Source organism: Undibacterium sp. WLHG33, from assembly GCF_049544815.1.
Taxonomy (GTDB): Bacteria; Pseudomonadota; Gammaproteobacteria; order Burkholderiales; family Burkholderiaceae_D; genus Undibacterium.
Genome location: NZ_CP186697.1, coordinates 2,028,485 through 2,041,447 on the forward strand (window position 1 = coordinate 2,028,485; position 12,963 = coordinate 2,041,447).

At 47.2% G+C, this 12,963-nt stretch carries 12 protein-coding genes; 10 read left to right on the forward strand and 2 right to left on the reverse strand.

The window, feature by feature from the left end; all coding sequences use genetic code 11:
• The first annotated feature begins 440 nt into the window (after positions 1 to 440).
• From ACOTSW_RS09280 to ACOTSW_RS09305, 6 genes are all read left to right on the forward strand, one after another.
• Entirely contained in the window at positions 441 to 1,157 is a 717-nt protein-coding gene (locus ACOTSW_RS09280; RefSeq protein ID WP_423678800.1) for a c-type cytochrome, read from the forward strand.
• Positions 1,158 to 1,356: 199 nt separating this feature from the next.
• Positions 1,357 to 2,679, forward strand: coding sequence for a c-type cytochrome (locus tag ACOTSW_RS09285; protein WP_423678801.1), 1,323 nt, complete (start codon positions 1,357 to 1,359; stop codon positions 2,677 to 2,679).
• Positions 2,680 to 2,779: 100 nt separating this feature from the next.
• Positions 2,780 to 3,676, forward strand: a complete 897-nt coding sequence (locus ACOTSW_RS09290) for a hypothetical protein (RefSeq protein ID WP_423678802.1) — start codon at positions 2,780 to 2,782, stop codon at positions 3,674 to 3,676.
• Positions 3,677 to 3,864: 188 nt separating this feature from the next.
• The gene (locus ACOTSW_RS09295; RefSeq protein ID WP_423678803.1) at positions 3,865 to 4,290 is read left to right on the forward strand and encodes a hypothetical protein; all 426 of its coding nucleotides are present in this window, start codon (positions 3,865 to 3,867) and stop codon (positions 4,288 to 4,290) included.
• A gap of 193 nt (positions 4,291 to 4,483) precedes the next feature.
• Positions 4,484 to 5,245 (forward strand): GNAT family N-acetyltransferase, encoded by a 762-nt coding sequence (locus ACOTSW_RS09300; RefSeq protein WP_423678804.1) that lies wholly within the window; start codon positions 4,484 to 4,486, stop codon positions 5,243 to 5,245.
• A gap of 5 nt (positions 5,246 to 5,250) precedes the next feature.
• Positions 5,251 to 6,120: a UDP-2,3-diacylglucosamine diphosphatase gene (locus tag ACOTSW_RS09305; protein ID WP_423678805.1), complete on the forward strand. Its 870-nt coding sequence runs from the start codon at positions 5,251 to 5,253 to the stop codon at positions 6,118 to 6,120.
• A 72-nt stretch (positions 6,121 to 6,192) separates the two neighbouring features.
• Here ACOTSW_RS09305 and ACOTSW_RS09310 read toward each other — a convergent pair whose 3' ends face one another.
• Together ACOTSW_RS09310 and ppk1 are read right to left on the reverse strand one after the other, a co-directional pair.
• Positions 6,193 to 6,672, reverse strand: coding sequence for a SixA phosphatase family protein (locus tag ACOTSW_RS09310; RefSeq protein WP_423678806.1), 480 nt, complete (start codon positions 6,670 to 6,672; stop codon positions 6,193 to 6,195).
• On the reverse strand, positions 6,672 to 8,882 hold the full coding sequence (gene ppk1 / locus ACOTSW_RS09315) for a polyphosphate kinase 1 (RefSeq protein ID WP_423678807.1): 2,211 nt from the start codon (positions 8,880 to 8,882) through the stop codon (positions 6,672 to 6,674). The genes ACOTSW_RS09310 and ppk1 overlap by 1 nt, the downstream gene beginning before the upstream one ends.
• Before the next feature lie 198 nt (positions 8,883 to 9,080).
• Between ppk1 and pstS the strand changes: the two genes are divergently transcribed.
• The 4 genes from pstS (at position 9,081) to pstB (ending at position 12,951) form a co-directional block, all read left to right on the forward strand.
• A complete protein-coding gene (gene pstS / locus ACOTSW_RS09320; protein WP_423678808.1) occupies positions 9,081 to 10,124 on the forward strand; it encodes a phosphate ABC transporter substrate-binding protein PstS in 1,044 nt (347 codons plus the stop codon).
• Between the two features lie 217 nt (positions 10,125 to 10,341).
• Positions 10,342 to 11,286: a phosphate ABC transporter permease subunit PstC gene (gene pstC, locus ACOTSW_RS09325; RefSeq protein ID WP_423682287.1), complete on the forward strand. Its 945-nt coding sequence runs from the start codon at positions 10,342 to 10,344 to the stop codon at positions 11,284 to 11,286.
• Complete coding sequence (pstA, locus tag ACOTSW_RS09330) at positions 11,286 to 12,158, forward strand: phosphate ABC transporter permease PstA (protein WP_423678809.1); 873 nt, start codon at positions 11,286 to 11,288, stop codon at positions 12,156 to 12,158. The genes pstC and pstA overlap by 1 nt, the downstream gene beginning before the upstream one ends.
• A gap of 13 nt (positions 12,159 to 12,171) precedes the next feature.
• Positions 12,172 to 12,951 (forward strand): phosphate ABC transporter ATP-binding protein PstB, encoded by a 780-nt coding sequence (pstB, locus tag ACOTSW_RS09335; protein WP_423678810.1) that lies wholly within the window; start codon positions 12,172 to 12,174, stop codon positions 12,949 to 12,951.
• Positions 12,952 to 12,963 lie beyond the last annotated feature (12 nt).

Here is a 12,963-nt window from a genome sequence, read left to right on the forward strand (position 1 = left end):
ATGGCGATGGCAACGGTGATAGGCTGTTGATTATCTGCATGGTTAATCAATGGCATCCCGGATGAAAAAGCCCGCTGGTAAAAGCGGGCTACGCTGGTGAAAGCGATTCAATCATGTTTGCTCAAACTGGTTCTCGGAACGAGACGCGAGGGCGAGATTATCCTCGGCTTGGCACCGCTTGACAAGTTTTGTATGCGTTTCCTGAAAATAAAAATGAGGTGCGCATTGTAGCGTTTAATTTGTACATCATGGGGGAGCCTTATGAGTAAAGGCTTTGCGGATGGGTAAATAAAATGAAGAAAGAAAAATCAGACATATTTTTTAATTAATACTGATAATAGAACTGCAGCTTTATGAGGTCTCAGGGCAAGCGGAAATACGAAGTGGCCGGCATGCGGCTTAAGCATAAAAACGATGACTAAACTATTCAGAGATACATCATGTTCAATCACCGGAATTTTTTAAATTGCATTTTGCTGGCGGGAGGAATGGTTTCGTTCTCTTTGCAGGCGCAGAACATTCCCGACACACTTACTCAGCGTTTGAAAGCTTGCACTTCGTGTCATGGAGCACAAGGCAAGGCGACAAGTGATGGCTACTATCCGCGTATCGCCGGAAAGCCAGAAGGATATTTACTGCATCAGCTTAAAAATTTCAGAGACGGCAAACGCCGGTATCCATTGATGAATGCCTTGCTCAGCAACATGAGTGATGATTATTTAAAGGAAATTGCAGCTTTTTTTGCAGATCAGCATCCGCCTTATGCACTTCCGCAGAATACCGATGCCAGCCGGGTATTAATGGCACGCGGACGTGAGCTGGTAATAAGCGGTGATCAGCAGAAAAAGTTACCCGCATGTATGTCGTGTCACGGTGAAAAGCTGACCGGGGTTGCGCCCTATATTCCCGGTGTGCTGGGCTTGCCTCGGGATTATATTGTCGCCCAGCTTGGCGCCTGGCAGACGGGAAGCCGGCGTGCGAAGACGCCGGATTGTATGCAGCAGGTGGCAAACAAACTGACACCGGTTGACATTGCGGCTGTGTCGGCCTGGCTGGCCTCTAAAACGGTGCCGGACAACGGGATTGCGATAAGTGTCGTGAATATTCCTCAGTTTCGCCTGCCGATGCAATGTGGCAGCGTTTCTGATATGCAGTAAATTAAATCCATCCCTCCGCCTGTTGAATTGGTGATTGGCGAACAATGTCGGATTCCGCGTTATGTATCATTGAATGCTAAAAAATACTCAGTGAAATTGTGACTGGTATTGAATATGACAAGATATAGACGAGATAGCTCACTTATTTGCTGATGCGTAATGTTAAAGCTGTCCCGGAGGTCAGATCTGAATGAAGAGAATGTTTATCAGAATTTTTGTTTTCACACTGTTTCTGCTGATCGGAGTCAGCTTATACGCATATTTTTTTGGTTACAGGGTTGATGAGGGGGCGTCGTCACTTTCTGCAGTGAAGACCAGAGATACTGCGTCGGATCAGGCGGCACTCATCAGGCGCGGTGAGTATCTGACCCGCGCTGCAAACTGTTTCGGCTGCCATACAGCCAGAGGTGGCGCAGCCTATGCCGGTGGGCGGATATTGCGTTCGGAATATGGCAATTTTGTTTCGCCGAATATTACCCCGGATATTGTGAGTGGCATCGGAAGCTGGACGGCGGATGACTTCTGGCTTGCTTTGCATTTTGGTAAGGCGAAAGATGGTCGCCTCTTATATCCTGCTTTTCCTTATCCGAATTACACCCAGATACGCAGGCCAGATGCGGATGCGATGTACGCTTATCTGAAAACGATTCCTGCGATCTCTCAGAAAAATCGGGATCATGAATTACGCTTTCCCTATAATCAGCGGCGTTTGCTGGCATTCTGGCGTGCCATGTATTTTAAGCCTGCGGAATTTGCAGAAGACAAAACAAAATCACCGGAGTGGAATCGTGGCGCTTATCTGATACAAGGATTAGGGCATTGCAGTGCATGCCATAGTCAGCGCAATAGTTTCGGGGCAAATGGTGGTACCAGCGATTTTTCCGGTGGAGAGCTCGCACAGATGCAATGGTACGCCCCCTCATTACAGCACGCCAGCGAAGCGCACTTGCTGAACTGGACGCAGAATGAGGCGGCGGCTTTGCTCAAAGCCGGCGTTAATCGCAACGCTGCCATGAGTGGGCCGATGGCAGAAGTGGTTTTTGACAGCCTGCAATATCTGACTGATGCAGATATCAGCGCTATGACCAGTTATTTGCGAGCCATTCCCGTGAAGAAAGCGGGTGAGGACAGCTGGCTTGACCAGATCTTGAGCACGGCGGATAGTAATGAAGCGATGCAAAAGGACATCATACTACAGGGTGGTGTGTTGTATAAAACCCATTGCATGGATTGCCACGGCAGTCAGGGTGAAGGATTTGCTCTAGCTTATCCATCACTCAGAGGTAATCACAGCCTGCAGACGAATTCGATTACTAATTCATTGCGGATTATTCTTGCTGGAGGGTTTGCGCCAGCAACGCAGTTAAATCCCAGGCCTTACAGTATGCCGCCGTTTGGGCCTGTCTTAACGGATGCAGAAATTGCCGCTGTTCTCAGTTATGTAAGGAATAGCTGGGGAAATAAAGGCGCCATTGTGACGTCGTCAGAGGTGAATCATTACAGAACCGTGCCTTTGGATTAAGCATGCCCCCGCATCAATCCTCTGTTGTTTTAATAAAAAGAATGAGACTAAAGAGTATGAAACTGGCGTCTTCACATGAAGTGATTATTGAAAAATGAGTATGCTGCGTTCTTTTCTCTTATTCCTTGCCGTTGTGATCACTGGCATTCCTGTTCTGCATGCGGAAACGGCTGATCAGGTGGGGATCATGCGTTCCAGCGCTGCCGGTAAAGAAATCAGTCTCGATACTACGCTGAATGCTCGCCAGATCGTCAGTGCGATTCCTGCCGAGTTTTTGCGTGAGCGCTTTGAGGTCATTGATACGAAAGGCCATACTATTGCCTACATGGCTTTAACTGAGGGTGATATTGGTGGTTTGATTTTTGTGGACAACAAACTGAGTGCGCAGGTATCCAGACAAGATGCGATGGCATTCTACAGTTGCCGCGGCTATGCAACCGCGGTTCAGCACCATTGGGGCAAGGATGCTGACGGCTGGACGGCAGGTTTGTTGCAGGCCAGTACTCCGGTCAGTACGGTTGAGCTGCATTTCACCGGTAAGTCCAGTCTGCGCAGTATCGTTGAGGTCGTCAATGATCCTACGCTGTCACAGGTAAGTTCTCTGGTGGATATGGGGACTAATCCTCTGAGTATTTTTAAGAAACTAAGTTCAGCCTGGGATTCTTCAGTCGATCGTGAGAATTTTCAAAAGACCTTGTTGCGCTTAAAAAATGTACTGACCGGAGCGACTGAAGCTGAGGTTGCAGAGATTGTGAAACCAGAGGATGTGTCATTTGTAAGCGGAGGACTGGTGATGGCGTATCCTCGATTTTCGCTGGAATATTTTGTCAGTAATGGTGTGGTGAAGGTAGTCCAGCAACCCTCTTTTTATCATTTGTCGAGAACCCAGGCAGCATTGTTTTACGCCCCGAACGTGCGCTGGGAGTTATGTACTCCTGCAGACTGGCGGAAGGCGATGCCTGAATTATCCCTTTCAGAGAGTGGCACAAAAAAATAAGCTGATAATCATGATTAAAGACAGCGACCTTGTTTGTGACTTGTCATCAAAAGAACGCTGATGCCAGCAGTTATCAGACATGTCGCATATCGGTAATGCCCTTGTCATGTCCGGAAGTTATTCTTTACCTTTCTTGTTTAACGATATATTGTTTATATTATTTTTTTAAGTATTTAATGGGGACTGAAATGGCAACGGTTACATCTAAAAAAGCAGTAAGTACTTCGCGAACCTCTGTTACTAAGAAAGTCCCGGTACAAAAGCTCGCTGCCGCAGCGACAGTAAAGAAAGCGGTGAATGTAAAAGCACCCGCAAAAGCAGAAGCGGTAACGCTGCCAGTGAAAAAGCCAGCGACAGCGAAATCGCTACCGCCGGTAGAAGAAAAATTGAAAAAGCCGAAACTGGTACGTGACAGTTTTACCATGCCAGAGGTGGAATACGCCGTGCTCGGTCAGGTTAAAAAAGCCTGTCTGAAGGCTGGTATTGAAGTCAAGAAGAGTCAGTTGTTGAGGATAGGTCTGGTTTTACTCAATAATACCGATATCCCCAGTCTCAGAAAACTGATCAATGATTTATCTCCTTTGAAGGCAGGACGCCCTAAAAAAGAGAAGTAATTTCTGCTTCTGGCGGACGATTTCCCCCTTTTTTCTGAGTTGAGCAGCGCTGAAGATGACAGGTTTGTCTTCAGCGCTGTTGTATTTTTGTCTGTCATAAAACCGACATCTAACTGTCATCTTGTTGAAGTAATCCTCCTCTATTCTTCGTTCGTCGGATGAATGACATCTTGAGACTACACAAGGACGAGGAATGCGATTACTCACGATACCAGCGGATGCTAATCCCAGCTTTTCTAAACTCAATCTGAGTTTGGCGACGACCGCAGAAGAGGTCAAAGAAGTTCAACGTTTGCGTTATAAGGTATTCATTGAAAGCATGGGCTTGTCGGCGTTGTCCAATCCCGAAGGGCTGGATAAAGATGAGTTTGATGCCTATTGCGATCACCTGATTGTTCGTGACAGCAAAACGCTGAAAGTCGTTGGTACATACAGAATTCTTGGCCCAAATGCTGCACGCGAGATGGGACGTTATTACTCCGAAACCGAATTTGATTTATCGCGTTTGCAGCATATCCGCAGCAGTGTTGCAGAAGCCGGGCGCGCCTGTATTCACCCTGACTACCGCAGTGGCGCTGTTATTATGATGTTATGGGCTGGGCTGGCCGCTTATATGCGCCGTGAACGTTGTTCTCATCTGATCGGCTGCGCCAGTATCAGTCTGACTGATGGCGGTCAGAACGCGGCAGCAATTTACCGTAGCTTATCAGCAGGTGATTTCTGCCCGCTTGAATACCGAGTGACTCCGCATGTTCCATTTCCTTTAGATGAAATTGACACCAGCAATGTTGTCGCCAGAATTCCTCCGCTGCTCAAAGGGTATTTGCGGGCAGGTGCGTGGGTATGCGGAGAGCCAGCCTGGGATCCTGATTTCCACAGCGCAGATTTGTTTGTGATGCTGCCATTGTCCAATCTGGATAATCGCTATGCTCGTCACTACGGTACTGAGGAGTAAGCAGATTGAAACCCGCTGACCAGTTCCTGAATAAGAAATTACATCATACGAAAAAGCGTGATATCAAGCATTTCCGCACGATATGGATTTCAGATCTGCATTTGGGAACTAGCGGCTGTCAGGCGGCAAAACTCCTGGAATTTTTAAAAGCGACAGAATCAGAAACACCCTATCTGGTTGGCGACATTATTGATGGCTGGCAGCTGAAACGACGCTGGTACTGGGATCAGACGCACAATAATGTCGTACAGACTGTATTAAAAAAAGCGCGTAAGGGAACAAATGTCATTTTTGTTCCAGGTAATCATGATGAATCTATCCGTCAGTTCATTGATCTGGATTTCGGCGGTATCAAGGTGCGCGACGAACTGGTACATACAACGGCGGATGGCAAACGTATGCTGGTTTTGCATGGCGACAGATTTGACGGTGTGATCGCTTGTGCCAAATGGCTTGCGTATGTTGGCGACAGTTTGTATACAGTGATTTTGAAGTTCAATCAGGTCTATAACAACTGGCGTGCCAGAGCCGGGCTGCCATACTGGTCACTGTCGCAATATCTTAAATTAAAAGTCAAAAACGCGGTAAGTTATATCACTCAGTTTGAAGATGCTCTGGCTGATGAAGCACGCAGAAACGGTGTCGATGGCATTATCTGCGGACATATTCACAAACCAGAAATACGAGATATCGGTGGTATTCTGTATTGTAACGATGGTGATTGGGTTGAGAGCTTATCTGCTTTAGTTGAAGATGCAAAAGGGGAGTTACGCCTGATTACCTGGCATGACGTGATGCATCCGACAGATACTGATGCAGCAGAACATATCGACAATATCCAGCTCGATGTCAGCGTGACGAGTGTAACTGCCTGATGAGCTGAGCGTCGATTGTCGCTGTGATAATTACTGCTTCCCCTCGGGATATTTATTCACTCATCATTTCATTTATTTGACAACCAGATCAGGCGACATGATCGCCTTAAGATAGGTCGTCACTTCTTCTGCTTCACGTTGTTTCTGTGACAGCCACCACACATTTCCTTTTCGTATGCTGTATCCCGGTGAAGTTTGACCCAGTACCTGGCTGACGACTTGGCCCAGACATGGTTGATGAGCGACGATGACGACCGGTTCCCGGCTATTTGGCCAGTTGGCAATACGCAGAATATCCTGCGCTGAAGCCTGTGGCCCTAATTCGGGAATAATCTTGATTTTTCGGCCGCGCGAAACAAGGGCATCGGCAGTATCTCTGGTACGTATGGTCGGGCTGACGAGAATGCGGCTTGTTTCCGGAAGCGTACTATCGAGCCAGTAAGCGATTTTGCCAGCCTGTTTGATCCCTTTGCCTGTCAGTTTTCTGAATTCATCTGTTATTTCTTCAGTCGCCTGTTCGGCTTCTGCGTGACGCCAGAGTATTAAATCCATTATTCATCTTCCGAAGCTGACAATGAACCAAGTTGTTGCATCAGGTATTGTTGCGCACCGAAACTGGCTTGCTTGCCACGTGCCTTTTTGCGTTCATACTGACCGTCAGAGTCAAGTATCCAGGCGTTGGTGTTGTCTTTTAAATAGGGATCAAGTCCCTCTGAAATAACGCGTTTTTTCAGAGATTTTTCCAACACAGGAAATGCAACTTCAATGCGCCGGAATAAATTACGGTTCATCCAGTCGGCGCTGGCGAGGTGAACATCATGCGCGAGGTCGTTACGGAAATAGTAAATCCTGCTGTGTTCAAGAAAACGTCCGATGATGGAGCGAACGCGAATATTCTCCGATAAGCCGGGTACTCCCGGACGCAGTGCGCATGCACCGCGGATAATCAGGTCAATTTTTACGCCATCTGCGGAAGCAGCGTAAAGGGCGCGTATGACAGATTCGTCGAGCAACGCATTCATTTTCGCGATAATGCGCCCCGGCCGGCCTTCGCGTGCAATACGCGCTTCGTTGCGAATGGCTTTGATAATTTGTGGTTGAAGGGCAAATGGTGCCAGCCACAGGTACTCGAGTTTTTTTGGTTTGGTCAGACCTGTCAGGTGAATGAATACTTCGTTCACCTCTGCAGCGATGCCCGGATGCGCAGTCAACAGACCAAAATCAGTATAAAAGCGGGTGGTTGAAGGGTGATAATTGCCTGTCCCTAAATGCGCGTAATGTCTGAGTGTGCCGGCTTCCTCACGACGGATGACCAGAGCCAGTTTTGCGTGCGTTTTTAATCCCACTACGCCGTACACCACCTGCGCGCCCGCACGTTGCAGTTTGTCCGCCCAGTTGATATTCGCTTCTTCATCAAAACGCGCCATTAATTCGACAATGACAGTCACTTCTTTACCTAAACGGGCCGCTGTGATCAGCGACTCCATCAGATCTGAGTTCATGCCGGTACGATAAATGGTTTGCTTGATCGCGACCACATTCGGGTCCAGAGATGCTGAGCGTATAAAATCAATAACAGTCTGGAATGGCTGAAAAGGATGATGCAGCAAAATATCCTGTTTGCGCAGCAAGGTGAAGATATCTGTGTGGGAATACTTACCGATAGCTTTTGCGGAGAATGGCGGAAAGCGCAGACTTGGTTGTTTGACATGATCGACAATTTCTCCCAGGCGAACCATATTCACTGGCCCATCAACAGGGTAAAGCCTGTCATGGTCGAGAGAAAATTGTTCGAGTAAAAAACGCGACAGATCTTCAGGGCAGTTCTTTGCGACTTCCAGCCGAACTGCTGCGCCAAATTGTCTGGTTTGTAACTCGCCCTGTAAGGCCTGACGAAGGTTTTTCACTTCTTCTTCATCTACCCATAAGTCGCTGTCGCGGGTAACTCGGAACTGCGAATAATTGATGACATCTCTGCCATTGAATAAATCCGCAATGTGGGAGTGAATGACGGAAGAAAGCAGACAAAACGACAGTCCATCGACCGACAATTCATCCGGAAGTTTAATAATGCGGGGTAAAACCCGTGGTGCTTTCACGATGGCGATGGCTGTTCCGCGCCCAAACGCGTCTTTGCCTGCCAGCGAGACAATGAAATTCAGACTCTTATTGACGACCTGAGGAAAAGGGTGGGCCGGATCCAGACCTATTGGTGTCAGTAAGGGACGAACTTCACGCTCAAAATAAGATTTCACCCACGCTCTCTGCGCTTCATTGCGCTCGGAGTGGCGAAGCAGATGTACACCTTTTTTGGATAACTGCGGCAGAATTTCCTGATTCAGAAGTTCATACTGCCGCTCAGTTAATTGGTGACATTCGGAACTGATCCGTTTCAGTGTTGACAGAAAAGCAGGGTGCTGGACCAGTTCGCCGTCAATTGTATTTTGTGCCAGCAAACTGGCGACCCTGACTTCAAAGAATTCATCTAAGTTGCTGCCGACAATACATAAATATTTGAGCCGCTCAAGTAATGGAATGCTTTTGTCTTCCGCCTGGGCCAATACACGCCAGTTGAATGCAATCTGCGACATTTCCCGGTCAAGAAAAATCGCGGTTCTGGCAAGTTCAGAAGAGGCGGATTTGCCTGTACGGGCAATCCGGGGCAGTTTTGTACCCGGAGCAGCGTTTTTCAGAGGATTGACTGTACTGGCCTCGTTTGCATCACCGTCATCTGCGGAGTTAATTACATCTTGATTCTGCATGTCGTTTGCATGTCATAAAGACTGTCTTATATATGTAATTTCTGATTCTATTGGAACGGTATTACAAGTTTATGACATAAAATCACTGCGGAATTAAATATTTCAGCGTTATTTTTGTAAGTCATTATCTTGTCATAATTCGATTGTAAAGTCCGTCTCGTAGTAACGAATACCTGTTATTTAACCTTAGAGGTGAACATGCAAATCAATCGTGTCATTAAATCCCTGGTCGCTGCAGTTGGTTTAGCTGCGACATTCTCCGCTGCTCACGCAGCTGATATTACTGGTGCGGGCGCTACATTTCCTTACCCAATTTATGCGAAATGGGCGGAAGCTTACAAAAAAGCGACTGGCGTTGGTCTGAATTATCAGTCCATTGGCTCTGGTGGCGGTATCAAGCAAATCAAGGCAAAAACTGTTGATTTCGGTGCCTCTGATATGCCTTTGAAGCTCGAGGAACTGGACGCAGAAGGTTTGATGCAGTTTCCAGCGATCATCGGTGGTGTTGTGCCTGTCGTGAATATCGACGGTATCGCTCCTGGTAAATTGAAGATGACCGGCGATCTTCTCGCGGGTATCTACATGGGAAAAATTACAAAATGGAATGCGGCTGAAATCGCTGCGGTTAATCCAGGTGTGAAATTGCCAGCGGAAGACATCACAGTCGTTCACCGTTCTGACGGTTCTGGTACTACATTCTTGTGGACTGATTTCCTGAGTAAAGTGAATGCTGAGTTCAAGACCACAGTTGGTTCATCCACTGCAGTTAAATGGCCAGTTGGCTTGGGTGGTAAAGGTAATGAAGGTGTTGCAGCCAACGTTCAGCGTATTAAAAACTCAATCGGTTATGTTGAGTATGCTTATGTGAAAAAGAACAAAATGACTTACACCACATTGAAAAATGCGGAAGGTCAGTTTGCTGAGCCTGATGATGAGAACTTCAAAGCAGCGGCTGCTGGTGCGGACTGGAGTAAAGCGCCAGGTATGTATCTGGTGTTAACAAATCAGCCAGGTAAAATTACATGGCCTATCACTGGCGCATCTTTCATCCTGATGCACAAAACTCAGGCTGACGCAGCCAAAGGCAAAGAAGTGTTGAAATTCTTTGACTGGGCGTTTAAAAACGGTGGTGCAATGGCCGCTGAGCTGGAATATGTTTCTTTGCCAGCGCCGGTTGTTAAGTTGATTGAAGATAGCTGGAAAGCGAAAATCAAAGACGCTTCTGCAAAAGCTATCTGGTAATTTACGCAGTAAATGAAGTAGTTCAGGTTCACTGATTCGGTTGATGAATCAGTGAACTATTTTAAGTGAGGCGATCCTGCTTTTCTGCGGATCGCCTTTCGGTGGAAAGACACCTATGCCTACACCAACGATTTCCGTCAATATGACAGCACCATCATCAAGCCAGAATATATCGAACGCTGAGAGCACTCAACCAGCACAACTGAGTGCAGCAAGAATGGCGGCAGTTATGCGTCGTCAGCGCTGGCAGGATTTTTTCTTTCACAAGTTGACTCTGGGTTTTGCGGCTCTCGTTTTAGTCGTTTTGCTCGGTATTATCGTCTCCTTGTTTTTGCGTGCGATCCCTGCCATGCAGGAATTTGGTTTCGGATTTATCACCACGGTAGAGTGGGATCCTGTGAACGATAAATACGGCGGTCTGATTGCTATCGTCGGAACCCTGGTTACCTCGGTTATTGCGCTGCTGATTGCTTTTCCCGTTAGTTTCGGCATTGCACTGTTCCTCACTGAAATATGTCCTCCATGGCTGAAGCGCCCGCTTGGTACTTCAATTGAACTTCTGGCCGGCGTGCCTAGTATCATTTACGGCATGTGGGGCTTGTTTGTTTTTGCACCTTTGTTTTCCGAATATATACAACCTGCGCTGGCCGCCACTCTCGGTAAATTGCCAGTGATTGGTGTTTTGTTTTCCGGGCCTATGATAGGCCTGGGTATCTTATCTGCCGGTGTCATCCTGGCGATCATGATTATTCCCTTTATTTCTTCCGTGATGCGCGACGTTTTTGAAGTTGTTCCTCCGGTACTGAAAGAGTCAGCATATGGACTCGGATGCACGAAGTGGGAAGTAGTCAGAAAAATCGTTTTGCCTTACACAAAAATCGGCGTTGTCGGCGGTGTTATGCTGGGCTTGGGACGCGCGTTAGGTGAAACGATGGCAGTGACTTTTCTGATCGGTAACGCACATAAACTGTCATGGTCCTTATTTGCCGCTGGTAACAGTATTGCCTCGACGCTGGCGAATGAATTTGCAGAAGCTGAGACAGTTCTGCATACATCCTCTTTATTTCTGTTGGGTTTAATTTTGTTTGTGATTACCTTCATCGTGTTATCTGCTGCTAAATTGATGTTGCTCGGTTTGAGCCGGAAAGAAGGTACAAAATAATGGATATGTCTAAAGCTCAGGCAGCGCAAAATCCTGTCTATCGCCGTCGCTTACTGGTACACCGGCTTGGTATTACCTTGTCTTCCATTGCGATGGTGTTTGGCGTGTTTTTCCTGATGTGGATACTCTTTACATTGTTAATCAAAGGGTTTTCTGCAATTAATCTCCCTATGTTCATCGAGTCCACGCCGGCCCCGGGCAGCGATGGTGGTGGTTTGATGAATGCGATCGTTGGTAGTTTTCTGATGGTTGGTTCGGCAACATTGATATCCACTCCTATTGGTATCCTCGCAGGCATTTACCTTGCTGAATACGGTGATAAGAGCTGGTTTGGCGGTCTTACTCGGTTTGTGACCGACATTATGTTGTCGGCTCCTTCTATCGTGATCGGTCTGTTTGTTTATGCAATTTATGTTGCTAACGTTAAACATTTTTCCGGTTGGGCTGGCAGCGTGGCGATTTCACTGATTGCGATTCCCGTCGTCGTTCGCACTACCGACAATATGCTGGGACTGGTTCCGGCAAGTCTGCGTGAAGCAGCATTCGCACTGGGTGCGCCGCGCTGGAAAGTCGCGCTGCTGGTCAGGCTGCGTGCAGTGAAGGCTGGTGTTGTGACTGGTATTTTGCTTGCTGTGGCCAGGATTTCCGGTGAGACCGCGCCCTTACTTTTCACTGCGTTGAATAACCAGTTTTTCAGTGCCAACATGAACAGTCCGATGGCAAATCTTCCGGTCGTCATTTATTCGTTTGCAATGAGTCCCTACGATAACTGGCGTGAGCTGGCGTGGGGCGGTGCACTGCTGATTACGTTCAGCGTTCTGCTTCTGAATATTTTGTCGCGTACCTTGTTTAACCAAAAGACACAGCATTAATCCGAGTATCGATATGACAACCACTACAGCAAATACACAGAAAAAAGCAATCGAGATCGACGGGCTGAATTTTTACTACGGCGCCACCCGTAGCCTGCGCGATATTAAACTGAATATTTTCGATAAAAAGGTCACTGCATTTATCGGACCTTCCGGTTGTGGCAAATCAACTTTGTTGCGTACATTAAATCGTATGTACGATTTATATCCTGGTCAGCGCGCGGAAGGCAGAATCATTTATAACGGTAAGAATATCCTCGACCCTGATCAGGATATTAATTTGCTGCGCGCTAAAGTTGGCATGGTATTTCAGAAGCCGACTCCTTTTCCCATGTCCGTTTACGACAATATCGCTTTCGGTGTGCGTTTATATGAAAACCTTTCCAAAGGTGAGATGGACGAACGCGTTGAATGGGCTCTGAAAAAAGCGGCGATCTGGACAGAAGTCAAAGATAAGCTGAATAAAAGCGGCTTAAGTCTGTCTGGCGGTCAGCAACAGCGTTTGTGTATCGCACGTGGCGTTTCGGTTAAGCCGGACGTACTCTTACTTGATGAACCAACTTCTGCGCTCGACCCGATCTCAACTGTAAAAATCGAAGAGCTGATCAATGAGTTGAAAGAGGAATACACGATCGCCATCGTTACGCACAACATGCAACAGGCGGCACGCTGTTCCGACTATACCGCATACATGTATCTGGGCGAGTTGGTAGAGTTCGGCGAGACGGATCATATTTTCATGAATCCGGTGAAAAAAGAAACTCAAGACTATATTACCGGTCGTTTCGGTTAATTACATCCATAG